The following is a 24,788-nucleotide window of genomic DNA, read 5'->3' as shown; positions in this document are numbered from 1 at the left end:
GCAGGGGGCGCATCGCGTGATGGACGGGCCAGCCAGGCACGCGTCGAACATCATGGCGGTCAGCCGGCCAGCGATGCAATGGCCCATCCGCGCACCTGTCTGCGATATCGAATGCGCCAGCCGGCTGATGTCCGCACCAGCTGATCCTCGTACCAGAGGCCACTGAGTGACGTCTGCTCGCCACCGTCCGCCGCCAGCGCCGTCATCGGCACGATCGCGGCCGATCGCGCCTTGGCCTGGTCCCCGTCGATATCGACGATCACCGTCGAAACCATATGCTGGGATGCGATCAGGCTATCCAGGACGGGGGCCAGAAAGGCTTCCAGTTCGCCGGCCGTCCCCTTCGGTCCGCCAAAGGCGGTGAAATCCAATGTCGCATCATCGGTGAACACCGCATGGAAGGCCGGCCAGTCTTTCTGGTCCAACGCGTGGCAATAACGCGCCAGCAACTCGTTGATCTCCAGCCTGTCGGCCACATCCCGCATATCCACGTGGATACTCCTCCCTTTGCCCCGCTGTAATCCGGCCGCAGCGGCATAGAATGGATGGGCGCACGCCTCCATGGCATTATCAAGTCTTCGGGGGGCCGCGAAGGAGCCGGCCATGCAGATCGCAATCCTGACATTCGATGGCTTTAACGAGTTGGATGCGTTCACCGTCCCCGCCATCCTCAACCAGTTGCACGCCCGCAACTGGGCCGCCCACGTCACCGCGCCGGCCACGCGGGTCACATCGATGAACGGCATCGTGGTCGAACGCCAACGCCCGATCGACTTTGCCGCCGAGGCCGATGCCGTGATCATCAACGGCAGCAACCGGATGCATGACATCGCCGCCGATCGGGCGCTGCTCGGCCAGATCCGGCTCGATCCGGCGCGGCAGTTGATCGGCGCGCAAGGATCGGGCGCATTGCTGCTGGCTAGGCTTGGCTTCACCCAGGGCGTTTCGGTCTATGCCGATGGGACGGGCGCGCCCTGGATCGCCGAATCCGGGCTTCCCGCAAGCGACAATCCGTTCCACGCCGCCGGCCACATCGCCACCGCGGGCGGCGGTTCGGCGGCCCTCTACCTCGCCGCATGGCTGATCCTGCGTGGCGGCGCGCGGGCGGATGCCGAAGCCGCGATCAGCCATGTCGCGCCGGCCGGCGAAACCGACGGCTGGGTCGATCGCGCCATCGCCACCGTTGGCCCGTTCCTGCCGCCGCCGGGTGTCGGCGCCTGAACGGTCGCGCGCAGCCCTGCCGGCTGCCGGCTGCCGGCTGTCGGCTGTCGGCTGTCGGCTGTCGGCTATGGCCATGCCCCCATCATGCGATGCCGTAAAAGTCGGCAGCCCGGTCGAGCGCGATCAGCAATACCAGTTTGCCTGCCCGTTTTGGCCAGCCGAGCGCGCGTTCGGCGGCTTCCAGCCCGTCGCCCCCGCACACCACCCGCCAGCAAATATCCGCCAGCCCCGGCCCGACAGCGATGATCGCCGCGTCGAACCGGCGTTGCGCGGCGATCTGGGCCAATGTGGGGTCAAGCGGCGCGTCCGCCCCGCGCGGGCCGCGCGCCACCGGGGCGGCATTCCACCGCATCGTCACCCGCGGGGCCAGGCCGGCCATTTCCCAGTCATGCCGCAGCCGTTCGCCTGCATCGAACTGGCGCTGGCTCACCAGCCCGCGCGCCATCAGCCAGCCCAGCGGCGATTCACCGACATTGACGGTAACGCTGCGCACCGGACGGCGCGGCACCGCCCTGGCGGATGGCGCAGCGCCCGTCGTGCCCGGCAGCCTGCCATGCGGCTGCGCTCCGCTCGCATCCAGATCCGTCCGGTCGCGGGGCAACACCCGTTCCACCAGCAGCCGGTTGGCCGCCTCCGGCCGGGCGGTCCTTGTGGTAAATCCGCGTCCCGCCGGCGTCAGCGTCAAACACCCCGCTTTTGCCGCCACCAGATCGGCGCGGGTCAGTTCATCGATCAGCGTGTCGGGTGCGTCGAGCACGCCCACCCGCCAGCCGGCTTCATGGCGCCGCACCGGCCGGCCTTCTTCCAGCGCCGCCATGATCCGTCGTCCATGTGCACCGATTCCCATGCTATGATCCCCTCCTGCTGCCGACGCTGGTTGACTTGCCACATCGGTAATGCTGTAGGAAACATGTGAACCATATGGGTTATTCATCATGATTACCTGCATTCGCGATGTGCGTCGGGCCAAGGGCCTGACGCTTCAGGAAGTGGCGGATCGCTGCGTTCCGCCCACAACCGCGCAAACCATCGGGCGGCTGGAAACGGGGATGCGCACGGTTTCGGTCGGTTGGCTCAATCGCATTGCCGCAGCCCTTGGCGTCGAGGCGGCGGATCTTGTCCGTTTGCCCGACCGGGATGATCTGCCGGTCGCCGCCTTGATCGGGGCGGATGGCGCCCGCGCGCCGGGCAAGCCGCTTGATGTCGCCACCCCGGCCCCGCCACCCGGCGCGGTTGCGATCCTGGTTGATTCGGCGGTGGGCGATTATCGGTCGGGTGATACCATCTGGTGCGAACGGATCGCGCCCGATGGCTACGCCACTGCGCTCAATCGCGATGTGCTCGTGCCGCGCCCTGCCGGGCGCTTCCTGTTCGGCCGGCTGATCGGGCGTGAAGATGGCAAGCTGTTGATCCTGCCGCCCGGCGCGGGCGGGCGTCAGCAGGTGATTGCCGATCCGCCATGGGCCGCCGTCGCCATCCGCCTCGTGCGGACGCTCGGATAATGACAACTTATTGATATAAATGGAAAATGGTGGGCGGTGAGGGTTTCGAACCCCCGGCATTCTCGGTGTAAACGATGATTTATGAGCCAGAACCACGGATTTGCGCCACTTTCGAGTTAGAACGAAGAGTGGACATACGGTGACTCTTTCGAGTCTTGCGGACCATTTGCGGACCAAGCATTTCGCCCTGACGGGCGTTCGATCCCATAGAGGGACTCAGGCGTTACCGCCTTTCTTGCGTGCGTGAGCCTGACAAGCTTTCCAAGCACTCGGAAATGGCAGATTTCTGCGGTTCGCCCTGTAAAACGGCGTGATTTTCCCGCGTTGTATTTCAATATCTTAGGGCTGGCCTGTAAATCGCCGAAACGTTGGAAAGCGCCTTCGCTAGCGGCCAATTCTGCCGCCATCACCAACGTCGGCCGGTCCAGTCGAACCACAAAAAAAGAGGCAGCGCCACTGGCACCGCCAACTGATCCAAATTGAGACAAACTAATTGCGCCTCTTGTCATGATCGTTTCTTCACCGCTACGGATGCTGCGGGGGAACGATCTAAACGCATGTTTAATTATCTAAAGAATCTGGCGGGTATCGCTCTTGTTGCGTTGCCGCTCGGCATGTTGATCATGGGCGCACCGGACGCGAAAACTGGACGCGATGCCATCACAATGCTGACAATCGGCGAACGGGATATAGCGCCTTGGTCGGCATCTGCGCCAGCATCACCGGCACCGCACGACATCCATTTTACGTTGATCGATGCCGAGCCGCCGCGTTACGACTTGTCGCCGCCACCAATCGCGAGTGAGGGCTTTGCTGGCACAAGTGCGACCCCAGAAGCGCTGGCCTTTGCCTCCGCCGAGTGGCCCGAGGCCGCATCTGGCGACATAGATCCCATATCGCCGGGCCTGCTCGTCTTTGCTTTCGCCGTTGCTGCTGGCCTTGGGTTACTCTTGGAGAGCCGCCCGCGTCGCCCGGCGCTCCCCGCCTATCAGGCCATTTAAGCCGTCGCCACCGGCATCGCGGCCCATCGGCGCCAGTCCATCCCGATCAGATCAATCGATCCGCCGGCGGCGACGCCAGCCTTCACGCGCAACCACAGGTTCAACCCGGAGTTGCTATTGCCGGTCGGGATATGGCGAAGGTCCAGCATATGCAGGCCGTCCAGCTGCGGTAGCTGATCGGACGCGGGATATCCGCCGTCGCGGCCAAGGTTGAACTTGCCGGTCGGCGAAACATTTTGCGTAACCGTAAAAAGGCCCATGCAGCCGACGAGTGCGTTGCAGCCGATCAGCGCGCGGCCGCGCATCGGCAGCGCGCCTTGCTGGTCAAGCAACCAGTTCCGCCCGGCGATCAGGATATCGGTATCGGCCGTAGGCGTCCCCGTCACAGCAATCCGCACGCATGGCCACGTACCGCCATAGAGCGCGCCAAGGTGCGCGTTACTCTGGACGCTATAGGTCAGCGCCATCGTGCCCGACAGCTCACCCGCCGATCGGAAATCCGCTGGCGGCGTGCCGGTGACACCAGCGCCGCCGGTAATGGCATTCGTGCCGCCCATGGCTACCATGCGCCCATTGATCCCGAGGATGGAGGCGCGTGCCGCATTGGCCGTGTCATAATCGGAAGCAAAACCGGCAACGTCCCAGCCGGTCGCGCGGTAGAGGCGCTGCATGACGGTGAGGATCGCGTATTGCTTGCGATAGCCGCCATAAGCGCTGCCGTGGAGGCCATCGCCCGTAACCGCCATCGCGGCCCCGGCCGCGCCGCCGATCGGCGCATGGCTGAGGGGCTGCGCCGGATCAGTCCACCACGGCGTCGGATCGCAGAACATCGCGTCCGACACCGCCGCGCAGTAATCGGCATAGGCATTGTTGAGCGACATGGTGAGGCTCACCCGGGCCGCGCCATTGGCCGAACGCGGGTCGACCGCCATCAGGATCAAGTATCGGCCGCCGGCCAGCCGGAATGCGTCATGATATTTGCGGATGTTGGCGATCGTCGTTTCTGGCGCCATGCTCGCCGTCAGATCGTTGGTGCCGATAGTCAGGATCATGTCGACGATGCGCCCGGCGCCATAAGCTGCCGCCACCGCGGCCTGCATCGCTGCAAGACGGGTAGCGTTGGTCAGGCAATCGGCGGCGCTGCCCGAATTGGTGCCGCCAATTCCCAGATTCACGCCCGTCACCCAAACATCCATCGGATTGCGCGCGAGCGCCCATCGGGCAGCCTCCGGGCCTTCGCCAGACTTGCTGTCGCCGTCAGCCCACATTTCGGCAAAGGGCCGCGACGGGGCAATGCGGTGGCCGTGAACCGCAACATTCTGTCCGCCGCGCGCGCCTGGCACGATCAAGCCGGCCCCCACAGGCCTGATCTGGGCCAGTTCGGAAATCTTCGCGTTCGCCATTATTGGGCCTCCGTCAGGATAAGGCTGCCATCCTCAAGCAGCAGGTCGTCGCCATTTTCGAGGGTGATGTGATCGGGCGGGGGCGGCGCGATGCCCCCCGGCGGCGGATGCCGCAGCGCGGTCAACGCCAGCGCAAACGGGCTGATCATCATGCGGATTGTTCCTTGATGTCGGGGCGCCAGGCGTAACCCAGGCCCGGCTCGCAATGGATCGGCACGCCAGGCAGCGCCTTGCGGATGTGGCACAGGTGCACCCTGAGCCGCTTCTCGGGATTGTCGCCCCGATAGCCGGCGCGCGAAAGCAATGCGCACGGGCTGATAAGGGCGCCTCCAGCGGCCATCAGCGTTTCGACAATGCGTGCGCCGGCCGGCCGAAGGCGGACTTCCTGCTCTCGCCACACCGCGCGACATTGGCGGGGAAACAGGGTCAGGCCGCCCGATTCAAGACGGGCGGCCGCACCGATTATCGATCCGCAATGATCGCACGTGGCGTTGAGGGAGGGCGCGTGGGGCAGCCCTCCCTCGCCGATTGCTTCCGCCCCCGGAAGCATCAGAATATGCCGAGGAATTTTCGCGGGGCAAGCATCGCGTCGACCTCGCCGTCGCGCGCCTCGCAAGCCCTCACGATGTCGATCGCAGCGCGCTTGTACGTGTTGGCCTTGCCCAGCTGGCCGGTCTGCTGATCGAACGCGATGTACAGGTCGCCCACCGTCGCGCCATCTGGCGGGAGATCGGCGGGCGGAACGTCATCGGTCAATTGTGGAGGCACGAGGGCCGAGCAGGGCAACGCAGCGCGGTTGATCGCGATACGCGGCGCGCAGGCAGATGCGCCGCAAAGCAGCAGCGTTGACAGCAGGATCGATCGGGGCAGCCGCCCCGGGCGTCGCACGGATGACATCGGCGGTATCCCTTCCAAGTTGATCGGAGGCAGCGGCGGCCTCCATGCTGGTTGCGGTAATCGCGGTGGCGTCGGTCGCGGCGCGGGTCTGGCCCTCGGCGCGCGCCTGCCCGGCAGCGGCAATGGCGGCCGATCGCTCAGCCGAGGCGCAGGAGCGCGGGCCGATCCAGAGCGCGACAGCCAGCAGTGCGACCAGCCCGGCGATGATCCAGATGCGCCGGCTCATGACCCGCGCTCCGGCCATGCCGGCAGGTCAACCGTTTGTCCGGACAGCGCATGGGTGCAGTCGCTCAGAAACTGGATTCGGCCATCGGTGACGAATGAATGGCAGACGCGGCATTGAAGGTCGGGAAACTCGTCCTTGTCGTCCCAATTGCACCAACATGTGCCGCCGTCGTGGCCCGGCACATAGTGGCCCGAGCGGACAAGCACCGAGGGGGTGAACGTTGGGCTATCAGGATTGCTGTTATATCCCCAATTGATGCCGGGATTGTGGGTGTCGGCAACCGGGATGCTGTGTTGCTCGTGGCAGCCAGGGCACCAGAAAGCGACCCGTCCGCTCGCCTGCTGGCGCAGGATCGGCGAAAGCGCGCTCATGCCTCATTCCTCGACAGCGCGCTGCCTGTCGTCAGGAAATATGGCCGGGCGCTTGGCGGCAGCGCCGTTTTGAATGGAGGGCGACGGACCGCGATGCAGCGCTTCTTCGCGATCCGCGTGATCGTCACCGCATCCGACTGGTTGCCGCCGAGAACATGGTAAGTCCCCGTCTTTTCGTCACCGTCCTCGCCAATGTAAATCCCGACATGGCCGCCGCCCTCACGAACGAAAACGAGCACGTCACCAAGCGACGGCAGCGGGCTTTTCGTGCCGAACTTCGCCCAGTTGCGCGCCCAAAGCGGGCCAGCCACCACCGGCTTGCTAGCGCGCAACGCGACGATCGCCATGAACAGACCGCACCACGCGATGCTGTCGACCGTATAGGCTTTGACGTCGACACCGGCCTTATTCAGTTCGGCGCACCACTTCATGATAACCGGGTTGTTTCCGGGTCCGGGCGTCTCGGTCACGCCGAGCAATTTAAGCCCTTCGGACACGACTAGAGGGAGCGTCCCGGACGTGCCGAGATGCTCGTACCCACGCGGATACGTCATGGGTCTTCTCCTTTGGGATGGGTCAGGTGTCCCCGATCCGGACAGTCAACGTCGCCGAATCGGTTGAAAATTTCGTGCTGCAGTGCAGAAGCTCAGACAGGCTGTGATCTGAGCCGGCGTGCTTGCATCCTCCCCCGAGCAGCAAGCCAAATGTCGCTCAGACGGACGATGCCATGCGGGAGAGATATAAGGTCGCTCCTCCCGCAACCACATTTTCAGGGCTGGCGTGAACTCTTGTCGGCGCTCTTGTTCTTGTCTTTCAGATCGTCGAGCAGCTTTTTGGCGCGCCGCAGGACGGTACTGCCGGGGGCCACGCGCTCGACTTCCTGCCACAGGATTTCGATCACGCTGAGCTGGATGCCGCGGCGCTCCTGATCGTCACGCTCGCGGGCACGACAATGCTCAAGCTCGATGTCGATCGCTTCGAAGCGGCCCCTGATCTGTAGCCACATCCACCGCGCGCCCCCGCCGATCGATCCCAGCACCAACACCGCCGCAGATGCCAGTTCCACGAAATTGCTCATCGGCCAATATTCCTCCGGCAATGGCCGGGGCCATCGCCCAGCCGAATAAAAATCCAGTCGATCACGGCTTCGGCGATCAGCGCCCAGCGCTTGCCGGCCACTGCCATGCGGCCGACCTTGCTCGATATCGTCTCGTCAGGGTTAGGAGCCGGCCCACCCAGCAGCAGATATTTCGGCCCGGACAGCAGGACGTGGGCCAGCTGGTCGAGCGATACGGCGAGCGCCCACAACCAGCGGGTAAGGCGGCGGATCATGGATAGCCCGCCTCAATATCGACAGCGCCGATCGCGGCGGCATCCCCAGCGGCATCGATCGCGGCACGCACCGCCCGCGCGGCCGCATGGCAGGCATCGACATGTCCACCGACCGCCAATCCCAACGCGATCATCTGCCCCGCATCATGCGCTGCGTCCGTATTGTCGGCCATCGTCCAGGCTACTGCAAAGGGCTGGCCGGCCGCCTGTGCCAGCATCGCCATCTGCACAGCACCGCTGATCTTGAGGCGGCTTTCGCCGTCCGTGTCGACCCGGCCGAGCGGCGTGACGCAACCGCCATTGGCGCGCGCATCGCGATAGCCGCGCGCCTCGGCCCAGCGCGCCGCCCGCAGTTTCGCCAGGTCGGCTACCCAGGCATTGCCATCCCAGATTTCCGCCGCCGGATCCGGCGCCGTATCAACCCGCGTCGCGGTCTGCGTCGCCGCATCCCAATTCCACCCATTGTCCTTCGGATGCGAGCCATAGGAAGGCGTCACGAAATAGGCGTGCAGCACCGCGCCGGTCGTGCTGTCGATGATCGTCCAGCCCTGGCTCATGGCTGCCGCACCGTGAGCGAGCCGGAGGTCGATACCGATCCGCTGGTATAATTCCCGCTCACTCGCCGATACATCCAGCCCACTTCATAGCTGGCCCCCGCCGTCAGGCCCGTTTGCGTCTGATCCAGCGACAGGAATCCGGACTCTGCCTCAGACGTCGTCCCGCCGATCGCCGAGGCGAGCGAGCCGTTGACAGCCCCGCCACTGAAATCGCTCCACGCGCCGCCTCCGACGGCGCGGAATACGAGCTTGGCCGCTCCGGTCCAGGTGCGCGTGCCGGTCCCCGGAATCGGAATATCATAGGCCAGTGCCAATATGCCCCTCAGGTGACCGGCCCCCGATGCCGACAGCGTCAGCACGTTGAACGGCGCAGCTGCGAAGCTGGCATCGTTGTTGGTCAGGGCGAGACCGGCGCTGAGCGACGTCGCCGCCGCCGGCGGTGCCGCGTCCGCAATCACTGCGATCGACAAGCGTTGCTTCGTGGCGATCCCGCCATAGGTGCCCGTCACATCCACCCATCCGCTGCCGGCCGCCGCCGTAATGGTGACCAACCCGCTCGCGTTGATCGTCGCGGTGATCGCCGCCGATGGCGCTACGCTCCAGCTCGTGGTGCTCGAAACATCGGTCGCACCATTGCGCATGGTGGCCTGAACGGTGCGCGGCAGCTGGCCCGTCTTGATCGCGCCGCCATATTCGGCCGCGAGGTTCAGCGATGCGACAGCGATCGACATGACCGGCGGCGCATCTGCCCCGTCGGCCGCCATCCGGTTCACCGTGGCCCACTCGCCCGAAACGATGGCATCGGTCGCCCCAACGCCAAGCGCGGTGGCCGTCGTGACAAACAGATATTTGCCGCCCGACGCCGCCGGCACGGATTGCGTCCACGCACCCAGGGTGCCGCTCAGCACGCCGCTCGCGAAGGTATAGGTCAGGGTCGTTGTCGGCGCGGCAGGGGCCGTGCCGCTGTTGTTGCGTTGGTACAGATAGATGGTCGCGGCATTGAGGCCGGTCGAACCATCCTGCGCCAGTACAACCGGCGTGGCCCACTCGCCCGCTGCGATGGTATCGGTCGCGGCACTGGCCGAAGCCGTCGCCGCGCTCACATAAAGCGGGTTCGAACCCGCCGGGATAGTCGCCGTCCAGCCATTATTGAGGCCCGTGATGGCGGCGGTCGCAAACGTGTAGGTGGCCGTGGTCGATGGCAGGGTGGGCGCGGATGCGGCGCGCCGATAGATGAAGACAGTGGCATTGTTCAGCCCCGCTACGCCCGGCAATCCGGTCTTCGGCGGAACCGTGGTGACCGGACCGAGAATCAGGCGGGCGCCCAGGCTGTCGCGAATGCGATAGCGGATCGACACCTGATATTGCGTGGTGCCGAGAATGGCCGTGATCGTCCGATTGGTCGTGTCCGGCGGGTCCACGCCGAGCGACTTCCAGTCATCATCCGCACCCTGCGTGCCCGTATAGACCCGATATTCGAAGATGATGGCGGTGATGATCGATGGATCGGCGGCCCCCACCACAACCACCGCCGGGGCGTCGACCCCGTCGCCGGCCAGCTTGTTGTCGCTGATCGTCCATTCATCGGTCGTGGGCGTTGGCACGAGCGGCGGACCGACGACGCTGGGTGTCGCGGGTGCCACGCCAGTCTGCCCAAGCGCGAACGGGTGCTTGCCGGCGGTTTCGGATCGGCCTGTCAGGGTGACAATGCCCGTGGTCGGTTCCAGCGCGCGGTTCAGCAGCAATACCAGCTGGCCGTCCAACCCCACTTCGGGCGTCACCACCGTCACGCAATCGCCCGGCTTATATCCCATCCACCGCAACTTGAGCGGCAAGGTGATCGGCCCGAACTCGCGCGCATTCTCGATATCGTAGCGCGCCAGCTGCACCGCCTGATTGAGATTTTGCACGAGGCTATATTCGATTTCCTTCGTCCGCTGGCCGCCGTCCAGGGTGACATAGTCGGCGACGCGCACGGGCGCTGCCGGCACAATCTCCCACCCGGCGTTGGGTTCGCGGTAGCGCGGAACGACCCCGTTGATACGATCGCGCTGGGGTTGGGTGGCCTGAACCGAAACCTCGCCCACCACATCGTCGACCGTGACGGTGGCAAGGCTGACACGCGGGGTGTTGATCAGGCAGGAAATCTTGGCGCCCAGCCGCATCGGCTCGCCGCCACCGGCCTGCAAGATCGCCTTCAGCACCTCCCACTTGGTGTCGGTCGAATAGACGACACCGCCGACCTTCCACCCGTTCGCGTCGGCAATGTTGGCACCCTCGACGAACGCGGCCACATCGATCGCCGCCACCGGCGCGCCGACCCCCAATATCCGCACATTGTTCTGATAGCGCCCAAGGCACCATGTCAGCGCGTGGAGATACGGGTTTTCCGAATAGACATAGGTCGCCTCGTTGAGCGCCCGGCAGGCACCCGATCCACCGGGATAGGTGCTGTCGAGGCGCGGATCGTAAACCTTGACGCCCCGGAGCACCCAGGCAGGCTGTGGCGTGCCGTTCTGGTAATGCCGGCCTTTGCTGTCATAGCGCAGGCGCAGCATCGCCGCGGCGTAACCGGATAGCTTATGGCTGGTCGTCCAGCCCGATGGGCGTGCGGAATAGCCGGCGGACACATTGATCGCGGTGGCTTCCGGCGATGCGCCCAACTGCCACTTTTGAAACATGAAGTCGCGGAAATCCGAAGGGATCGCATTGCCGGACGCATCGAAGGTCACCGCGACGCCATCGCTCTGAAACGATTCGATCGCGTCGATCGGCCCGGCGCCGGAAAGGATCGCGACAAAGTCGCTCAGATCGTTGTTGGTCTTGCCCGACCAGCCATCGGCGGCGCGGTGGAACACGATGTTACCGCCGGTCGATGTCCGCCCCATCGCATAGGGGATGCCGGCGCTGGGGTCCGCCTTGAACGAGCTTTGCGCACCGCCCCCCGAAACGCTGGGCTTCTTCGCCGTAAGGGCGGCGGCAGCGCTCAGCCCGCTGGCGATCGCGGTCATCGTTGCGGCCGATATGCCGGCAATGTTCGCGCTGACCGCAGCCACGCCGGCGGCCGCCGCGCCACCGCCCGCACCAAGGCCCGCGCCTGCCGCACCGATTGCAGGTGCCGCGCCGATCCCGGCAGTCGCGACAACCAGCGCCACCGCACCCACGACAAAGGCCGCCGTCCGCAGGAACTTAGACATTGGGCGCGACCCTCCATGCGGCGCTCATCTCGACCTGCTGCAGCACCGATGCGCCTGCCGCATCCTCGTGGAAACCAAGCATACGGCCATTGCCGAGGACGATTCCGACCGCCCCCAACGCATCATCCGCATCGCCCATGACGAGATCGCCCACGATTGCCGCCGCCGGCGGGATGCGTGGCAGGCCCAGTGCGTCGAACCCCTCGGCGATCGAGGCGAAGCCGGCGCGTTCCAGCGCCCGGCGCGCGCCGATCGCCGTTCTGTACCGCCCGCCCTTGGTGAGGATGAGGCGATGGCCCAGCTGGCGCAGGTGATAGGCCGCCATGCGCACGCAATCGGTCGAACCCCACGCAAATGGTCGGTCGCGATATTTGTCGAGAGTCGCTTGCGCAGCATCGCGGCGCAGCACCATTTCAGGCTGATCGGTCATGTGCGGTTGTTCATCTCGCTGAACATCGCGGTCAGTTTCGAAACCGTCGCGACGTTGGACGTGGGCTGATCGGCGCCCCAATAAACAGTCGTCTGGACGCCAGTGACGAACGCCATGCCTTGCTCGCCTGGCCAGATCGTCTTGTGGAAGGTGTCCGAAAGCCGGGCGCCTTCATCGTCCGCGAAGAACCGCTCGAATACCGACACAATGCTATATTCGAGCGACCGGCTATGTTCGCCGGATTTGAGCGTCGGGACATCGAGCACCCCGAGAAACACCAGCAATGGATCAGGAACAACGATGCCGGTCGCGGGATTGACCGCGCCGATATAGATCGACACCTGCGATCCCTGCATGGCAGCCGAGGCCAGCGCGCCGGCCGCCGCATCGGATGCCGGCAGCAAGGTCAGGCGCACTTCTGGCGCATCGTCTCCGGTGCCATCAGTGATCACGTCGACACTGTCGATCACCCCGAACGTGGGGTCGCTGCCATTATAGGCTGCGCCGCCGATAGACACGGTTCCCGATCCGTCCAGCAACCGGATGGGGTAACCGGGCAGCAGAATCTCGACGGCACCGAACACGGTGGGCGACCATCCGGCCAGCGCCGTGTCCATCGCCGCGGTGAATTGGGTCATGCGGCCTCGGTGATCGTAAAGTCAGGCAGTTGGATGAACGGTTCAAGCAGCAGCTCCCACCGCACCTCGTCGCCACTCAGGAATCCCTCGATCATCGGAACGGCAAATTCGCAGACCGAATTGTCCGAGGGTGACGCGCGCAGCGGCACTTCGATCGGCACCGCGATCTGGCCGGCCCCGTTCGCAACAAGCTGCGCGCGGGACGCGTACAGGTAACGGCGGCCGCCGTGGATGATCGAAAAGAACTGGCCCTCGCGAACGACATAGCCGGGCGTGAAACCGTCGATATTGATCGTGGTGCCGGTCTGCCCCCCACCGTTCACCTGCGGATTTCCGGGCATGCCGATCATCAGATTGTCCTGCGGGAAGGCAAACACCGCGCCTTCCCGCAACGCCCGCCGCAAGCGGGACGCGTAAATTCTGCCATTGGGTTCCGATCGCATCAGCGGCGGGCGGACAGTCAGCGTGTAGCGGCTGCCGAGGCGATTGAGCTTTTGATGGACGCCGCCGCCGGGCGGGCGCAGCACCCCGCCAAAGTCGAGCAGAGACGGCGCGGCGGTCTTCAGTCCGCGCGCATATGGCAACACTATCGACATGGATCAGCGCCCCAATCTTCTCGCCGAGCGACGGGTCATCTGGGACTGGCTTTCCTGCACCGCACCAATATGGGCGCGCTGGGCGTAGCCGGCTGAAATGCGGTGCATGTCGGCATAGACATCCTTGTCGACCAGCGCCCCGCGCAGATCGTAATTCTGCACGGTTGGACCCCCGCCTGTTGAGGATGCCGCCTGCATCATCGCATGGTTGGGCACGATCACGCCGGGCACGGATGGGCGGAACAATTCAGCGCCATGTTCGCCGACAAGGAAGGACTGGCGCGGATTGACCGCACCGCCACCGGCCCGGCCACCGCCAAAGATGCTCGCCCCCAGCGACAGCGCCCCGCGAAAAAATCCGCCACCGTCGCTGCCCGGGTTCAACAGCTCCAGGATACCGGATTCGATCATCGCCGCTGCGGCTCGCTTGAAGCTGTTGGCGAGGACATCGCCAAGGCTATCGCCATAAACCAGCGCATCGGCGAGGCCGGCGGACAGGTCGCGCGTGAAGGAATCCTGAAACTCGCGGAGGCGCTGCACTTCCTCGGGCGGGAACACCTCGGGAAGATCGGTGATCTTGGCCGCCAGCTCTTCCAGATTCTGGCTGGTTTCCAGCACGCGGATCGGCATCTCCTCGATGCCCAGATCTTTCAGCAGATTCTTGCCGGCCGCACGGCGCAAGTCCGCAAAGCTGGAGGACGCCTTGATGCCCGCCTTCTCGGCGGCATCGATCAGCTTGAGGGCCTCGCGATAGTCATTGCCGGCGCTGACTTCGCCATCAAGACTGCCTTCCAGGCGTGCGAATTGTTCGCTGAGCGAAGGACCGGACGATTTGGCGCGGCCACCTGGTCTGCCACGCGCCCCGCTCGGTCGTTCAACAGGAAGGTCACCAACTGAAGGCGCGACGCGCGTTACGCGGAAAGGTGACCCGGCGGGTGCGCGGCCACCGCCGCGCCCACCCTTAGGAAGCTTGCGTTCTTCAGGCTCGAATATTCCGTCACCACGAATGAACGACCCCAGCAACCCGCCCGTGAACGGATTGAAGGTTGTCACGTCGCGTTTCAGATTTCGGCCGCCCGCCGTGTTGAGATAGTCGGCTACCGCCTTCGTAGCCTTCAGCGCCGCATCGGCGGCATAAAGCAGACTGTCACCCATCTGGACGATGGCGCCAGCATTTTCCGCCACTGCACCGGCCACCTTGGCTTCCAGCACTTGCTTGACCGCGGCGAGCTTATCGGCCGCGTCGTCGGCCTGCTGGATCAATCGATCCGACAGGACGAGGCCGAGCTTGTCCGCTTGCGCCGCAAGATCATTGATGCCCGCGCTGCCGCCCGCCAACAACGTGTCGAGCTTCTGGCCAGCCTTACCGAACAGATCGACCTCGATCCGCGCACGGGTTGCCGGATCTTCGATCTTCGCCAGGCCGTCAGCAATCCGGGGGATGACTTCGCCCGCCGTCAGCAACTTGCCGTTGGCGTCCGTGACGCTGACGCCGATTTCACGGAACGCCGCAACCTGTTTCTTGCTGCCGTCTGCCGCTTCGCCGATGGTGCGGCTGAGTTTGGACAGTCCTGCATCCATCTCGTCCTGCGAGATACCCGCCTGCGATGCGGCATAACGATAGACCTGCAAGTCGCGGGTGGTAACGCCCAGCTGCTGAGCCACCTCGCCGAGCGACGACGCATATTCAAGGCCGGCCATAGCGGCACTCGTGATCTCGCTGGTGACGACGCCAGTGACAAATCCAACGACCGCGCCTTTGACCAGGCCGAAGGATTTGCCGACGCGGTCCGCCGCTTTGTCGATCCGGCTCAGGCTGGCATCCATCGATGCCGCATTCTTGCGGACATTCTCGTCAAGCAGATTGAGGTTACGGCGGGCCAGCTCAACCGACGCATCCACCTGCAGCAGCAACTGGCGTGTGCTCGCTTCGGCGCCCATATTGCTACCTCATTGTGTTGGCTTGTTCATTTCGACGCGCATTTCGAGCATCGCGTACAATTCGTGCGGGGTGGCGGCCCAGAATTGCGCGGCCGACCACCCAAACGCCGCCTGGGCAAGGCCCATCAGTCGCCGGTACCGGTGCCCCTCGCTGGCTTCGTCGGCACCGGCTTCAGTTCCCCCTCGACGGTCGCCCCGCCGGTCAACGCCGCCGTCAACACGATGGTCAGTCGGGCCGCGACTGTCGGGACACCCTTTTCGTAGATCAGCTGCGAAAAGCGTTCGGCCTCGCCCAGCTGGGCGCCGACATCGCCATCAGCGGCTCCGGCCCTGATCAATTCGCCGGTCACCACGCCCATGGTCGCAAGATCCATCGACATGCTGTTCGCCGCGATGGCGAGTTGGCGAAGCGACAGGCCAGTCTGCTTTTCGATCGACTGGATGGCCGTGAACGATGGCCGCATGACATAGGTCTTGCGGCCAAGTTCAACCGATACTTCGCCGCGTTCTTCGTTGGCGGTGGCCATATCAGATCAATGCCGCAAGGTTGTTGATCGTCGGCACGGCGGCGGGCGCGGCCACCGAACTCCAGGTCGATGCCTGGTTGTTCGTATGGTCGGTATCGTTGCTGCCCCAACCGCACAGGCCCTGATAGACGATCACCGTCCCCTTCTTGATCTGGATCGTGGCTTCGGGCGGCGACATGTTGCGCACCGCGAGCAGCCGTTCATAGCCATCATCGGGCAGCTTGACCTTGCCGTTCATGGTGAAACGGATGGCCCGGCCCGCATAGCTGACAAGATTGAACTCGCCATCATCCTTGCTGCTGGTGTCGAACTCGGCGGAGCTATCGCCCCACTGCACCGTCACTTCGCCGCCGATCTTGTCGAACGCCTCGGTTGACGCGCCGTCGCCGATCAGCACGCGCACGTCCTTGCCGCGCAACACGGGCATAGCATTTCTCCTTGTTGGGATTACTCGGCGGGTTCCGCCCAGATTTCGAAATTCATCAGCCCGAGGTAACGAACGTTGTCCGTCTCGGGATTGTTGTCCGGGTCGGACTGGTTGTTGAGCCAGCGACACCCGCCGAACACGACGCCGTCGGCCGAAAGGGGCTGATCATGGAGCGCGTTGAAGACTGCCCGCATGATCGCCCATAGGCCCGCTCTGGCCGGCCCTTCGAAGAAACAGGCAATTTCGACCTGGCCGAGGACGTCGATCCCGTCTTTGCCGCCCTGATTTTCAGTGTCGATCTTGCCGATCACCACATACGACGGCGCAGTGCGGGCAGGGACATGCTGGTAAACATCGGCGACGCCGGTCGGCATACCCGCGATCAACGCGGCATAGGTCGCATTCTCGATCGCTTCGTCGATCAGCACCATGTCAGCCAAGGTCCGCTCCTATCGATGCGCGGCCCAGCACATCGTCCCAATAACGCTGCAACCGCTGGCTGCGCGCGATCCGCTGCGCCCCGCCGCCGGAAAACACATAGGGCTGCGCCCGCAGCGCCTTGACCCGCAGCATGTAAGTCACGGGCGCCGGCACGCCCTTGCGGCGCGTCACCTTCACCGTCTGGCCCTTGCGGCCACGCTCGATGATCCAGCGGTAAAAGCGGTCCCGGTTCACCTTCTTGGTGAGAAAACCGACCCGCACCCTGAGCGAGCGCTCGTTTACCCGTTTCGCCAGACCCGAGCGCAGAAAGCCCGTCCGCACTGCCGCATCGCGCTGCATCCGCGCCAGCTCATCGCCGCCTACGGAATGCAGCAGGCTGACCATTTCGAGGCGCCCGGCTTCCGGCAGGCGCTTCAGCATGGCGCGCGTGCGCCGCACCGAAGCCCAATCGACCCCGCTGCCGCCCTTTTTTGACGATCGCGCCATCAGCCCATCGCCTGCGCTTGTGTGTCAGCCAGGATCGACCACCAGACCCTGCCCGATGAATCCGCTTCCATCGATCGGATCGCCAGCGTCCGCCCATCCTTCAGCCGCAGCTGATCCTCGCTCGACAGGTCCGCGCGCCAGCGGATCGTGATGCGAAAGGTGCTGATCCCCTGCAGCGATCGGTCGATCACAGCTTCCCGGCCACTTTGGCCCAGCACCTCGGCGGGAACCGGCCGCCCCACCATTTTCCAGACACGATCATAGCCGGGCCGCCCGCCCGAGAGCGGCGTGTCAGTGTAGCGCCAGATTTCAACGCGATGGCGCAGCCGCCCCGCCGCCAGCCCTGGCATCAACCGATCACCGGCATACGATGCGGGTAGGCTAGTGCCTCTACGGCAAACGGCAAAGCATTGACGATGTTGCCTACATTCACCGCTTCACGATTGGCGAACCAATGGCCGACCAGCAGCAGCATCGCCTGCCGCAAGGCCTTCGGCACATCATCGCGCCGGCCATAGCCGGCCTGCACAGTCACCCGCACCGCGCCGGGGGTCGCGGCGGCAGTGGGCCACGCCGCCCCCGGCGCCGGAACCAGCCGCGCTGGCCGGGCAAGCGCAGCGAGGCGATAGCCGGCGAACGATTGATCGACGCCGTCAGCATCCAGATAGCCAATCGACACAACAGCCGGTTCGGCGATCGGCCACGCATGCAAGCGCAGCTCGCCATCAAACCGATCAAACGCCTGCACCACGGTGCGCCTACTGAGTATCTGGCCTGTGAAATTCTCGATATGATCCTGCGCCGCCTCAATCAGCCCGGCGATCAGATCATCCTGACTGTCGTCGTCTCCCATGCCGAGGTGCGTCTTGGCGTCATCGAGTGAGACGACACCGGGAAAGCCGATCTCCCGAACGCTGATGACGCCATCAATTTCATACTCGCCATTGCTGGCGACAATCCGCACCGTCGTCAGGTAATTTTCGCGATCCGTGCCACCGCCCCAGCGTACGACGACGCTCTGGCCGTCGATCGCCTGCGCGATCTTGGCAAGCGGCTCCCCCGCGCCCTGCGCCGCCTGATCGACCGATGCGATGCTCTCGATCGTCGCGGTGCCCAGCATCTCCGAAAAATCATAGACGTAGGGCAGCTGCTCCGCCGGCTGTTTGGTCGTCATCGAAAAACTATCCTCCGCGCCGGTCCGCGAAACACCCGCCGCGCGACACCGGGGTCGAGCAGGGTCGATGGCACGCCGCCAGTGGCAGCGAGCGTGATGGGAAGCGTGGCGGCCAGCCCCCCAGCGATCGGCACCACGGCGAGCGCGGCGGCCGTCACCGGCCCGACAGTCAGCGCCGCCGACCCGGCAATCCGAACAGCGGCAGACGCGACGATCGTCACGGGACCGAGCGTGAGCGCAAGCGCACCGCTATCCGAGGCCTGCGCGAGGGCACCACTTGCCGCCAGTCCGATCGCCCCGATCGCCGAGCTTGCCGCACCGGCAAGAGCAATCTCGGCGACAGAGATGATCGAGATAGCACCGAGTGCGACACCAACCGCGCCAGTGCCCGGCGGGGGCGTCAATGATCCGCTGGCTGAAAAACCAACCGCGCCGAGGCTCAGACTGGCGGTGCCGGCGATGACCAGCGTTCCCGCCGCACCCAAACCAATTGCGCCAAGACCGGCGGCCATGCTGCCGGCTATCGCCAGCCTGCCATTCCCCGCCGCCGCGACGGCTCCAACACCAATGGCCGCCACACCAGCCAAGGCCACCCGCGCCGATGACGCTACACCGATGCCCCCCAACGTCACGGCCAGCGCCGCTGTGCGATCCTCGACCCCCGATTCCTCGGTCAGCAGATAGCCGCCATCCTCCAGCAAGAGGGCGTCGCCGTCCTCCAGCAGAAAATAGGACAGGGCCATGGCAGGGTCAGGCGCCTGGCGCCGTCAGCGTAAAGGCGGTGATCGAGAATGCCTGACCAACGGCAAAGCTGACATTGTCGACGATCATGTCGCCGCCGCCGCCCGTGATCGTAACGGTCCCCTGATAATGGCAGGTTGTCCCGTCATTGGCATAGACACGGAAGTGCGCCGCAGTCCCTGCCGCGTCGGCGCTGGTATCTTCCCATGTGCCCGACTTGGCTTTGCTGCCGGCGGCAGCGGCAGCCATCCAGTCTGCAGGAAGTGGCAACGTCGCCAGCAGCGTGCCGGCATCCGCCGCCGCGCAATTCGCCGGCGCGGCACCGGTACGGACCTTCAGAACAGGAGACGCGCCAACCGCCGTCTCCATCGCATCGAGCAGCGCATTGCGCACCGCAACGGATAATTGCAGGGGCATCAGCGTTACTCCTTCGCTGCCTTGGTGGCTGCGCGTTTCGGTGCGGTTTTGTTGATCGGGGGCGGTGCCGCCTTGTTGGCGAGACCAAGTTCAGACTTTTCGGCGACTGGACCGAGATCCTCCAGAACGCCAAGGTCCACCAGGTGGCGCGCCTCATTCGGATCAAGTTCGCGCTCGTCACCAGCGACATAGGACTTCTCGCCGTCCATCTCGCGAAGGACGCGATAGTTGTGCTTTGCGGCCATTTTGGCGGCTCCTCATGGGAAGAGGCGGCCGTAAGGCCGCCTCTCAGGTTGTGGGGCGCCGCTCAGGCGACGCGGCCGAAATCGCCGTAGATGAAGGCTTCTGGACGATAGACGGCCAGCGCGAGGCGCTCCTCGCAGAGCATGGTGATCAGGTTCTTGATGAAGTCGTCCTCATTCTCGGTCGCGATCTCGACACGGGCAAGCCAGCGGTCGAACACTTGCGCCCCGAGCTTGAAGGCGCCGGTCAGGAACTTGTCGACCGTCATCGCCTGCGTCGCCACGACAGGCAGGCCCCACAGGGTCGGAGAGATCGAACCTTGCGGATTGCCGATAATGTAGCGCCCTTCGGCGTCCTTCAGGGTTTCGATCCACGCCCAGTCAATCGGGTTCATCACGTGGCCAGTTGCAGGATATTCGGCCAGTGCCGCCTGCAACATGGCGAGGCGCATGAGATCGATACTGGTAGGTGAGGCCAAGGTGATCGGTGCCGCATAGGCGGTCGCCTGCGGAACGATACCAAGCAGATTTTGGCCGGTCCCGTCGCCGAGCAGGAGCTGCTGCTCTTCCTTGAACGCGAGGCCGTAGCGCAGGCGGCCGTCGATATAGGACTCCAGCTGTGCGACGTCGTCCATGATCTGACGGGATGCCTTGGCATGGTGCGCAATCACCTTCGCCGTGGTCGAGATCAGGTCAAAAGTGATGTCGCTCTGCGGCTTGGCTGCGCCTTCCGCAGTGCCCGCGGCATTGTTGGTGAAGCCGGTTTCCTTCACATATTCGAGCGTATTGCCGTCCATGCGCCCCGGGGTGATCAGATCACGCACTGTCATCCGGCGTTCGGGCGGGGTGAGGATTCCCGGCATACGGGTCTGATTGACGGCGTCCCCGGCCGAGCCCGCCGAGGCGGTGGTGGCGGACGTGATCGTCGCCTTGATCGACATGTCCATGCGGCCACGACGGCTCGTGCTCTCCAGGAAAGCCTTCACGCGATCATCGGCAACGAACTGCTGGCCGAGCGACTTCACATCCTGTTCGTTGCCACCGGGGTCGCGGACGAGCCGCTGCTCGACCTCATCCAGTCGAGCCTTGACGGCGTTCATTCCGGTCAGCGCTTCATCGGCGATTTCCTTCGCCGCCTTGGTCAGGTCTTCGCCGGTGCGCGCCTTGCCGACCGCATCTTCGGCGATTTCCTTCACCTTGTCGAAGCGCTTGTCGAAATCCGACTTCAGCTCGCGCGCCAGTTCTTCGACCGACAGTTCGCGACGGCCGTCGCCATTGAGGTTGTGGCCCGTGCCGTCGCGCATGTAGCGACCGGCGCTGAGTTCGGCGGCCGACATACGGCCAAGGATGCCGGCAGCGACAGCGCCGCCCAGCAGTGCGATCTTGCGGATCATGTAAATGCCCTTTCGTGGCAGAGAGGAAGATCAGCCGCGGAGTGCTTTCAAAAAGCGTGCGGCCGCGTCATTCGCCTGAGCCCCGGGCTCCCCCCGAAGATGCGGCTTCGAACTGGCCGAGATCGCCTCAGCCATTTTTCGGGAGAAACCTGCGTCCCGCAGGAACCCCTCGAATTCACGGATGGTCAGGTTGCGCCCGCCATCCTCTATGGATTTCACCTCGTCGATGCGGGCAGCGCGGCCAAGCGCGCCGAATGTGACGATGCTGACTTCGCGCAAATCCAGCTTCTTGAGGACGGTCACTCCGTCCTGCTGGCGATCGGGCGCAGTTTCGATTTCGCGATAGCCGATCGAAAGTTCATCGAGCGCACCTTCCCGCACCAGGCCGTAGACCTCGGCGGCCTTCGGACAGATATCTTTCAGCAGGCGGCCACGGACGCGCAGCCCCTTTTCATCCTCGGCAACTTCATCCCACACACCGATTACGGTCCAGGTGTCATGCTGATAGAGCATCTTCACCGCGCGCTTTTCGCGCCTGGCCGTGGCGAGCGACGCCTTGAACGCGCCGGGAACAACCATCTCGTTGTAGCTGTCGACGACGTTGAACATGGACGCATAGCCCTCGATCACGCCGTCATCGCCAAGCGCCTTGACGTCGAGCGTCAGGCCGCAATTCTTCGTCCTCAACATGGGCTTAGTCCTGTGGCTGCGACAGCGCCGTCGGAACGGCGGTGATGGGAACATTCTGGCTCTGCATTCGTGGTGTATCGCCGCCCGCGACGGGCGGAAGGTTTTCGAGCGCGCGAACTTCGTTGATCGTCATCCAACCATTTTGCAGGGCGGAGGCGTAAAAGGCGGCCCGCGCCGCGCTGTCACCGCGCAGCAGCCCTTCTAGGCTGAATTCAATCGTGATCCCGTCGGCCCGATCCGCTGGGGTGAGCAGGCGTTTCGCCAGCGCCATCTCGATCCGCTTCAATCGGCGGCGGAGCGTGAAAATCTGAAAGCCGAGCGTCTGTTGCTCCAGCCCGGTCCCCCAACTGGTGGCCTTGTCGGTGTGGCCAACCATGTGCGGCGGCACATCGAAGAAACGGCAAATGTCCTCTACGGAAAATCGCCGCGATTCGAGCATCTGCGCATCTTCGGGGTTCAGCGTGAGCTGCTGCCACTCGACCCCGCCTTCCAGCACCAGTGGGCGTCCCGCATTCATTGCGCCCACGAATTTCTGCGACAGGCGATCTTCGGCCGCCTGCCGCTGTTCGGGTTTCAGCCACTCCTTGAACTTGAGCACGCCCGAGGGGCGCACGCCGTTTGAGAACATCGTGCCGGCGGAGCGCTCGATGGCCGTCGCCAGGCCGAACGTGTTGCGACCATAGGCGAGGGTCGACAGTCCACCCTCGGGATTACCGCCGAACCCACGGACGTGAAGGACATGGTCCTCGGTCAACGTCTTGTCGCGCCAGCGATAGACAAGCGCACCGGCGGCGCTGCGGGTGACGGTTGTCTCATCCCACAGCATTGGCGTCAGCGAGATCACGCGGCCGCCCGAACCCCGCGCGATCTCGGCGACCGCATTGCCCTTCAACTCCACGCTCGCGACCAGCCCCTCGAAAAATTCGAGCGACGTCTGATCGGTGTTCGGGCTGTCGTGCAGAATCCAATAGAGCGGATGATCCTTGGCAATCGTACGGCGGCCACTGCGATCGGTGCGATACAACATCAGCGGCAGCGAACCGATCGTGCCGGCAAGCAGGTTCACACACGCCCATGCGGCCGACAGCGCCAGCACCGAAGTCTCGCTGACCCGTTCACCGGCATAGCTCTCGCCTTCGGTGCGGCGCCATCCTTCGGGATCTCGCAACGTGAGGCGGCGAACCCATGTCGCGGCCTTGCGGGCGAACCCAGTCGCTTTCGTCAACAGACTCATGCCGCGAGGCTCGCGAGATAGTCATCGAGACCGCCACCGCGCCCTTCGGGGTTCCTGCTCATCAGCATCACCGCGTTGAACGATGCGCACAGCGGATCGATCTTTGCCTTGCCGGCCTGCTCTTTCGTGATCAGCACGGCGTTACCCCTCTGTTCGGCCTTCGCATTGCCCACGCACCAAGCCATCAAATCCTGACCGGCATGCAACAGCGTCCCGTCCTTCAGCTTGCGCTCCATGCCCCACACGGCTGACGTCAGCCGGAAGCCCTGGGCAATGGCGTTCAACTGCTTCCCCACGATCCCGCGGGAGGCCAGTTCCTCGACCAACGCAGCCACGCCATGCGGGTCAAGACCGATCGCCGATTCCCCAGGCAGCAGACCCGTGGCCGCGATGCGCTCGACGAGATCGGCGAGGCCGATAATATCGGCCACCGGATCCGTGCAGCGGACCAGCTGACCGACCTTCACAAAGTCCTCGAGCCGTGGGGCGATATCCTTTCGGCGCTGGAAAACATCCTCCTGCGCCCACGCCCGGTTCCAGAGCAGCCAACCGCGCGTTCGCTTGCAGCGGCCGAGCACCGCCACGCCGAGCAGATCGTCCAGACCGCCGCCATCGATACCGATCGTCACAACTTCGGATCGGTCGAGCAACGCGTCGAGCGTCAACGTCGGGTCAGCCGCCTGTTCCCAATAATCCGCCCCGCGCCAACGATCGCGGCCCAGCCGCATCCCGATTTCGACGTTCAGATATTTGGCCAGCACAACCTGAATGTTGGCGGTATCACCGTCATCATCGACCTCGCCGCCCGCCGCCATTTTCAGCTTCCGCGAGATGAAGCCTTCGGACGTCGACCGTCCGATATTCGGATTGGTGACGTAGAAGTTCGCCGGCTTAAGATACTCCTGCCGCTCGATCATTTGCTCGGGCCACTCGTAGAGCATCCCGAAGCACTGCGGATCGTTGATCTTGCCGTCGCGGACGTCACGGAAATAAGCGAGCTTTTCCTTGAACACGCCCGCCGGCGGCTCATCGCTATGCGTGGTCAGATAAACCACGAAGCCTTCGGGTCGCGACGCAAGGCCGCCCGTTGCCTCTTCGAACATCTCGCTGGCTTTGGCCCGCTTGCCGAACAGCCATAGTTCGTCGATCAGCACGAAGCCGGCTTTGGTACCGCCGATTGTGTCATTCTCGGCCGCGATCACCTTCAGTTCGGCCTTGGTGACGCGGTGCTTGATCGTCTGCTGATGGTCGATCACCTGGATCAACTCGCTCAGTTTCGGATCCGCGCGGACCATGGCGGCTGCCGGCTTGAAGCTGTTGCCCGCGATCTTCTGCGTCGGCGCGATGATGATCAGCTCTGCCAGCTCACGCCAGTTGCGGATCAGGGCGGTCAGCATGATCGCTGCCGCGATCGTCGACTTGCCGTTCTTCTTGCTGATCAACAGCATGAAGTCGTTGATCAGCCGACTGCCTGAACCGGCATCGTACGCACCGAAGATCGCTTCGACGAATTCGAACACGAACGGCTCGCACGCTTCGCCGAATGTCGGTTTGCCCGTAACGTCGACCATGCGCAGCGACTTGAAAACGCCCAGCGCCTGTTCGGCCTCGCTGGGGAACAGCGGCGCGAATGGCACCAGCGACTGGCGTTCGACGACACGCTGTTCCCAATCCGGGCAGGCGGTCGACCACGTCAACGCCAT

34 protein-coding genes are annotated in these 24,788 nt (G+C 64.4%); 3 read left to right on the top strand and 31 right to left on the bottom strand.

The features are described from left to right. Positions 1-59 precede the first annotated feature (59 nt). A complete protein-coding gene (locus tag KC8_RS17395; protein ID WP_010125933.1) occupies positions 60-485 on the bottom strand; it encodes a nuclear transport factor 2 family protein in 426 nt (141 codons plus the stop codon). A gap of 118 nt (positions 486-603) precedes the next feature. Between KC8_RS17395 and KC8_RS17390 the strand changes: the two genes are divergently transcribed. Next, positions 604-1,221 carry a hypothetical protein gene (locus KC8_RS17390; RefSeq protein ID WP_010125932.1) on the top strand — a complete coding sequence of 206 codons (618 nt, stop codon included), beginning with the start codon at positions 604-606 and terminating at the stop codon, positions 1,219-1,221. Between the two features lie 82 nt (positions 1,222-1,303). Here the strand turns inward: KC8_RS17390 and KC8_RS20685 are convergent, their stop codons facing one another. Further along, complete coding sequence (locus KC8_RS20685; RefSeq protein WP_138956695.1) at positions 1,304-2,068, bottom strand: DUF6456 domain-containing protein; 765 nt, start codon at positions 2,066-2,068, stop codon at positions 1,304-1,306. A gap of 88 nt (positions 2,069-2,156) precedes the next feature. Here KC8_RS20685 and KC8_RS17380 point away from each other — a divergent pair, with 88 nt between their 5' ends. After that, the gene (locus KC8_RS17380) at positions 2,157-2,723 is read left to right on the top strand and encodes a helix-turn-helix domain-containing protein (RefSeq protein ID WP_010125929.1); all 567 of its coding nucleotides are present in this window, start codon (positions 2,157-2,159) and stop codon (positions 2,721-2,723) included. Between the two features lie 557 nt (positions 2,724-3,280). Continuing rightward, on the top strand, positions 3,281-3,724 hold the full coding sequence (locus tag KC8_RS17375; RefSeq protein ID WP_010125928.1) for a hypothetical protein: 444 nt from the start codon (positions 3,281-3,283) through the stop codon (positions 3,722-3,724). Here the strand turns inward: KC8_RS17375 and KC8_RS17370 are convergent. From KC8_RS17370 to KC8_RS17235, 29 genes are all read right to left on the bottom strand, one after another. Further along, a complete protein-coding gene (locus KC8_RS17370) occupies positions 3,721-5,127 on the bottom strand; it encodes an SGNH/GDSL hydrolase family protein (RefSeq protein WP_010125927.1) in 1,407 nt (468 codons plus the stop codon). The two genes, KC8_RS17375 and KC8_RS17370, sit on opposite strands and share 4 nt — an antisense overlap. After that, positions 5,127-5,279 (bottom strand): hypothetical protein, encoded by a 153-nt coding sequence (locus KC8_RS19985; protein ID WP_157663936.1) that lies wholly within the window; start codon positions 5,277-5,279, stop codon positions 5,127-5,129. Before KC8_RS19985 ends, KC8_RS17370 begins: the two co-directional genes overlap by 1 nt. After that, positions 5,276-5,467 (bottom strand): helix-turn-helix domain-containing protein, encoded by a 192-nt coding sequence (locus KC8_RS20140; RefSeq protein WP_158217678.1) that lies wholly within the window; start codon positions 5,465-5,467, stop codon positions 5,276-5,278. Before KC8_RS20140 ends, KC8_RS19985 begins: the two co-directional genes overlap by 4 nt. A 209-nt stretch (positions 5,468-5,676) precedes the next feature. Next, positions 5,677-5,883 (bottom strand): hypothetical protein, encoded by a 207-nt coding sequence (locus KC8_RS17360; RefSeq protein WP_010125925.1) that lies wholly within the window; start codon positions 5,881-5,883, stop codon positions 5,677-5,679. Beyond that, positions 5,873-6,250 (bottom strand): hypothetical protein, encoded by a 378-nt coding sequence (locus tag KC8_RS17355; RefSeq protein WP_010125924.1) that lies wholly within the window; start codon positions 6,248-6,250, stop codon positions 5,873-5,875. Before KC8_RS17355 ends, KC8_RS17360 begins: the two co-directional genes overlap by 11 nt. Continuing rightward, entirely contained in the window at positions 6,247-6,621 is a 375-nt protein-coding gene (locus KC8_RS17350; RefSeq protein WP_010125923.1) for a DUF6527 family protein, read from the bottom strand. The genes KC8_RS17355 and KC8_RS17350 overlap by 4 nt, the downstream gene beginning before the upstream one ends. After that, entirely contained in the window at positions 6,618-7,175 is a 558-nt protein-coding gene (locus KC8_RS17345; RefSeq protein WP_029624586.1) for a TIGR02594 family protein, read from the bottom strand. Before KC8_RS17345 ends, KC8_RS17350 begins: the two co-directional genes overlap by 4 nt. Before the next feature lie 215 nt (positions 7,176-7,390). Continuing rightward, on the bottom strand, positions 7,391-7,687 hold the full coding sequence (locus tag KC8_RS17340; RefSeq protein ID WP_138956694.1) for a hypothetical protein: 297 nt from the start codon (positions 7,685-7,687) through the stop codon (positions 7,391-7,393). Positions 7,688-7,695: 8 nt separating this feature from the next. Further along, complete coding sequence (locus KC8_RS17335; protein ID WP_010125919.1) at positions 7,696-7,953, bottom strand: hypothetical protein; 258 nt, start codon at positions 7,951-7,953, stop codon at positions 7,696-7,698. Continuing rightward, on the bottom strand, positions 7,950-8,510 hold the full coding sequence (locus KC8_RS17330; protein WP_010125917.1) for a DUF4376 domain-containing protein: 561 nt from the start codon (positions 8,508-8,510) through the stop codon (positions 7,950-7,952). The genes KC8_RS17335 and KC8_RS17330 overlap by 4 nt, the downstream gene beginning before the upstream one ends. Further along, positions 8,507-11,707 carry a hypothetical protein gene (locus KC8_RS17325; RefSeq protein WP_010125916.1) on the bottom strand — a complete coding sequence of 1,067 codons (3,201 nt, stop codon included), beginning with the start codon at positions 11,705-11,707 and terminating at the stop codon, positions 8,507-8,509. The genes KC8_RS17330 and KC8_RS17325 overlap by 4 nt, the downstream gene beginning before the upstream one ends. After that, positions 11,700-12,137 (bottom strand): DUF6950 family protein, encoded by a 438-nt coding sequence (locus KC8_RS17320; RefSeq protein WP_010125915.1) that lies wholly within the window; start codon positions 12,135-12,137, stop codon positions 11,700-11,702. The genes KC8_RS17325 and KC8_RS17320 overlap by 8 nt, the downstream gene beginning before the upstream one ends. Next, positions 12,134-12,775: a hypothetical protein gene (locus tag KC8_RS17315; RefSeq protein WP_010125914.1), complete on the bottom strand. Its 642-nt coding sequence runs from the start codon at positions 12,773-12,775 to the stop codon at positions 12,134-12,136. The genes KC8_RS17320 and KC8_RS17315 overlap by 4 nt, the downstream gene beginning before the upstream one ends. Next, positions 12,772-13,371: a hypothetical protein gene (locus KC8_RS17310; RefSeq protein ID WP_010125913.1), complete on the bottom strand. Its 600-nt coding sequence runs from the start codon at positions 13,369-13,371 to the stop codon at positions 12,772-12,774. Before KC8_RS17310 ends, KC8_RS17315 begins: the two co-directional genes overlap by 4 nt. A 3-nt stretch (positions 13,372-13,374) precedes the next feature. After that, positions 13,375-15,312 carry a phage tail tape measure protein gene (locus KC8_RS17305; protein ID WP_010125911.1) on the bottom strand — a complete coding sequence of 646 codons (1,938 nt, stop codon included), beginning with the start codon at positions 15,310-15,312 and terminating at the stop codon, positions 13,375-13,377. A 9-nt stretch (positions 15,313-15,321) separates the two neighbouring features. Next, the gene (locus KC8_RS20680) at positions 15,322-15,438 is read right to left on the bottom strand and encodes a phage tail assembly chaperone (RefSeq protein ID WP_083831245.1); all 117 of its coding nucleotides are present in this window, start codon (positions 15,436-15,438) and stop codon (positions 15,322-15,324) included. Beyond that, positions 15,438-15,839, bottom strand: coding sequence for a hypothetical protein (locus KC8_RS17295; RefSeq protein WP_010125910.1), 402 nt, complete (start codon positions 15,837-15,839; stop codon positions 15,438-15,440). Before KC8_RS17295 ends, KC8_RS20680 begins: the two co-directional genes overlap by 1 nt. 1 nt (position 15,840) lies before the next feature. Continuing rightward, on the bottom strand, positions 15,841-16,266 hold the full coding sequence (locus KC8_RS17290; protein ID WP_010125909.1) for a hypothetical protein: 426 nt from the start codon (positions 16,264-16,266) through the stop codon (positions 15,841-15,843). A gap of 20 nt (positions 16,267-16,286) precedes the next feature. After that, positions 16,287-16,697 carry a DUF3168 domain-containing protein gene (locus KC8_RS17285; RefSeq protein ID WP_010125908.1) on the bottom strand — a complete coding sequence of 137 codons (411 nt, stop codon included), beginning with the start codon at positions 16,695-16,697 and terminating at the stop codon, positions 16,287-16,289. 1 nt (position 16,698) lies between these two features. Then, positions 16,699-17,193 (bottom strand): hypothetical protein, encoded by a 495-nt coding sequence (locus KC8_RS17280; RefSeq protein ID WP_010125907.1) that lies wholly within the window; start codon positions 17,191-17,193, stop codon positions 16,699-16,701. Further along, positions 17,193-17,543 carry a head-tail adaptor protein gene (locus tag KC8_RS17275; RefSeq protein WP_010125906.1) on the bottom strand — a complete coding sequence of 117 codons (351 nt, stop codon included), beginning with the start codon at positions 17,541-17,543 and terminating at the stop codon, positions 17,193-17,195. The genes KC8_RS17280 and KC8_RS17275 overlap by 1 nt, the downstream gene beginning before the upstream one ends. Then, the gene (locus KC8_RS17270) at positions 17,543-18,367 is read right to left on the bottom strand and encodes a head-tail connector protein (protein WP_010125905.1); all 825 of its coding nucleotides are present in this window, start codon (positions 18,365-18,367) and stop codon (positions 17,543-17,545) included. Before KC8_RS17270 ends, KC8_RS17275 begins: the two co-directional genes overlap by 1 nt. Continuing rightward, on the bottom strand, positions 18,364-19,110 hold the full coding sequence (locus tag KC8_RS17265) for a hypothetical protein (protein ID WP_010125904.1): 747 nt from the start codon (positions 19,108-19,110) through the stop codon (positions 18,364-18,366). The genes KC8_RS17270 and KC8_RS17265 overlap by 4 nt, the downstream gene beginning before the upstream one ends. 7 nt (positions 19,111-19,117) lie before the next feature. Beyond that, entirely contained in the window at positions 19,118-19,525 is a 408-nt protein-coding gene (locus KC8_RS17260) for a hypothetical protein (RefSeq protein ID WP_010125903.1), read from the bottom strand. Positions 19,526-19,530: 5 nt separating this feature from the next. Beyond that, positions 19,531-19,770: a hypothetical protein gene (locus tag KC8_RS17255; RefSeq protein WP_010125902.1), complete on the bottom strand. Its 240-nt coding sequence runs from the start codon at positions 19,768-19,770 to the stop codon at positions 19,531-19,533. Between the two features lie 62 nt (positions 19,771-19,832). Further along, positions 19,833-21,161, bottom strand: a complete 1,329-nt coding sequence (locus tag KC8_RS17250; RefSeq protein ID WP_010125900.1) for a phage major capsid protein — start codon at positions 21,159-21,161, stop codon at positions 19,833-19,835. Between the two features lie 30 nt (positions 21,162-21,191). Continuing rightward, positions 21,192-21,851, bottom strand: a complete 660-nt coding sequence (locus KC8_RS17245; RefSeq protein ID WP_010125899.1) for an HK97 family phage prohead protease — start codon at positions 21,849-21,851, stop codon at positions 21,192-21,194. Positions 21,852-21,855: 4 nt separating this feature from the next. Continuing rightward, positions 21,856-23,085, bottom strand: a complete 1,230-nt coding sequence (locus KC8_RS17240; protein WP_010125898.1) for a phage portal protein — start codon at positions 23,083-23,085, stop codon at positions 21,856-21,858. Then, a complete protein-coding gene (locus KC8_RS17235; RefSeq protein WP_010125897.1) occupies positions 23,082-24,788 on the bottom strand; it encodes a terminase large subunit in 1,707 nt (568 codons plus the stop codon). The genes KC8_RS17240 and KC8_RS17235 overlap by 4 nt, the downstream gene beginning before the upstream one ends.

This window comes from Sphingomonas sp. KC8 (genome assembly GCF_002151445.1).
In the GTDB taxonomy this organism is placed as follows: Bacteria; Pseudomonadota; Alphaproteobacteria; order Sphingomonadales; family Sphingomonadaceae; genus Sphingomonas_E.
This window is presented reverse-complemented; position numbering and strand designations above follow the sequence as displayed.

Excerpts from the sequence above, each read along its gene's own strand:
- KC8_RS17245 (WP_010125899.1), bottom strand. The coding sequence starts at position 21,851 with ATGTTGAGGACGAAGAATTGCGGCCTGACGCTCGACGTCAAGGCGCTT.
- KC8_RS17320 (WP_010125915.1), bottom strand. The coding sequence starts at position 12,137 with ATGACCGATCAGCCTGAAATGGTGCTGCGCCGCGATGCTGCGCAAGCG.
- KC8_RS17305 (WP_010125911.1), bottom strand. The coding sequence starts at position 15,312 with ATGGGCGCCGAAGCGAGCACACGCCAGTTGCTGCTGCAGGTGGATGCG.
- KC8_RS17390 (WP_010125932.1), top strand. The coding sequence starts at position 604 with ATGCAGATCGCAATCCTGACATTCGATGGCTTTAACGAGTTGGATGCG.
- KC8_RS17280 (WP_010125907.1), bottom strand. The coding sequence starts at position 17,193 with ATGGCGCGATCGTCAAAAAAGGGCGGCAGCGGGGTCGATTGGGCTTCG.
- KC8_RS17285 (WP_010125908.1), bottom strand. The coding sequence starts at position 16,697 with ATGGTGCTGATCGACGAAGCGATCGAGAATGCGACCTATGCCGCGTTG.
- KC8_RS17370 (WP_010125927.1), bottom strand. The coding sequence starts at position 5,127 with ATGGCGAACGCGAAGATTTCCGAACTGGCCCAGATCAGGCCTGTGGGG.
- KC8_RS17265 (WP_010125904.1), bottom strand. The coding sequence starts at position 19,110 with ATGGCCCTGTCCTATTTTCTGCTGGAGGACGGCGACGCCCTCTTGCTG.
- KC8_RS17395 (WP_010125933.1), bottom strand. The coding sequence starts at position 485 with ATGCGGGATGTGGCCGACAGGCTGGAGATCAACGAGTTGCTGGCGCGT.
- KC8_RS20680 (WP_083831245.1), bottom strand. The coding sequence starts at position 15,438 with ATGGGCCTTGCCCAGGCGGCGTTTGGGTGGTCGGCCGCGCAATTCTGG.
- KC8_RS17375 (WP_010125928.1), top strand. The coding sequence starts at position 3,281 with ATGTTTAATTATCTAAAGAATCTGGCGGGTATCGCTCTTGTTGCGTTG.
- KC8_RS17330 (WP_010125917.1), bottom strand. The coding sequence starts at position 8,510 with ATGAGCCAGGGCTGGACGATCATCGACAGCACGACCGGCGCGGTGCTG.
- KC8_RS17310 (WP_010125913.1), bottom strand. The coding sequence starts at position 13,371 with ATGTCGATAGTGTTGCCATATGCGCGCGGACTGAAGACCGCCGCGCCG.
- KC8_RS17295 (WP_010125910.1), bottom strand. The coding sequence starts at position 15,839 with ATGGCCACCGCCAACGAAGAACGCGGCGAAGTATCGGTTGAACTTGGC.
- KC8_RS17315 (WP_010125914.1), bottom strand. The coding sequence starts at position 12,775 with ATGACCCAATTCACCGCGGCGATGGACACGGCGCTGGCCGGATGGTCG.
- KC8_RS17325 (WP_010125916.1), bottom strand. The coding sequence starts at position 11,707 with ATGTCTAAGTTCCTGCGGACGGCGGCCTTTGTCGTGGGTGCGGTGGCG.
- KC8_RS17275 (WP_010125906.1), bottom strand. The coding sequence starts at position 17,543 with ATGCCAGGGCTGGCGGCGGGGCGGCTGCGCCATCGCGTTGAAATCTGG.
- KC8_RS17255 (WP_010125902.1), bottom strand. The coding sequence starts at position 19,770 with ATGGCCGCAAAGCACAACTATCGCGTCCTTCGCGAGATGGACGGCGAG.
- KC8_RS17250 (WP_010125900.1), bottom strand. The coding sequence starts at position 21,161 with ATGATCCGCAAGATCGCACTGCTGGGCGGCGCTGTCGCTGCCGGCATC.
- KC8_RS17290 (WP_010125909.1), bottom strand. The coding sequence starts at position 16,266 with ATGCCCGTGTTGCGCGGCAAGGACGTGCGCGTGCTGATCGGCGACGGC.
- KC8_RS17350 (WP_010125923.1), bottom strand. The coding sequence starts at position 6,621 with ATGAGCGCGCTTTCGCCGATCCTGCGCCAGCAGGCGAGCGGACGGGTC.
- KC8_RS20685 (WP_138956695.1), bottom strand. The coding sequence starts at position 2,068 with ATGGGAATCGGTGCACATGGACGACGGATCATGGCGGCGCTGGAAGAA.
- KC8_RS17235 (WP_010125897.1), bottom strand. The coding sequence starts at position 24,788 with ATGGCGTTGACGTGGTCGACCGCCTGCCCGGATTGGGAACAGCGTGTC.
- KC8_RS19985 (WP_157663936.1), bottom strand. The coding sequence starts at position 5,279 with ATGATGATCAGCCCGTTTGCGCTGGCGTTGACCGCGCTGCGGCATCCG.
- KC8_RS17240 (WP_010125898.1), bottom strand. The coding sequence starts at position 23,085 with ATGAGTCTGTTGACGAAAGCGACTGGGTTCGCCCGCAAGGCCGCGACA.
- KC8_RS17335 (WP_010125919.1), bottom strand. The coding sequence starts at position 7,953 with ATGATCCGCCGCCTTACCCGCTGGTTGTGGGCGCTCGCCGTATCGCTC.
- KC8_RS17380 (WP_010125929.1), top strand. The coding sequence starts at position 2,157 with ATGATTACCTGCATTCGCGATGTGCGTCGGGCCAAGGGCCTGACGCTT.
- KC8_RS17345 (WP_029624586.1), bottom strand. The coding sequence starts at position 7,175 with ATGACGTATCCGCGTGGGTACGAGCATCTCGGCACGTCCGGGACGCTC.
- KC8_RS17355 (WP_010125924.1), bottom strand. The coding sequence starts at position 6,250 with ATGAGCCGGCGCATCTGGATCATCGCCGGGCTGGTCGCACTGCTGGCT.
- KC8_RS20140 (WP_158217678.1), bottom strand. The coding sequence starts at position 5,467 with ATGGCCGCTGGAGGCGCCCTTATCAGCCCGTGCGCATTGCTTTCGCGC.
- KC8_RS17270 (WP_010125905.1), bottom strand. The coding sequence starts at position 18,367 with ATGACGACCAAACAGCCGGCGGAGCAGCTGCCCTACGTCTATGATTTT.
- KC8_RS17260 (WP_010125903.1), bottom strand. The coding sequence starts at position 19,525 with ATGCCCCTGCAATTATCCGTTGCGGTGCGCAATGCGCTGCTCGATGCG.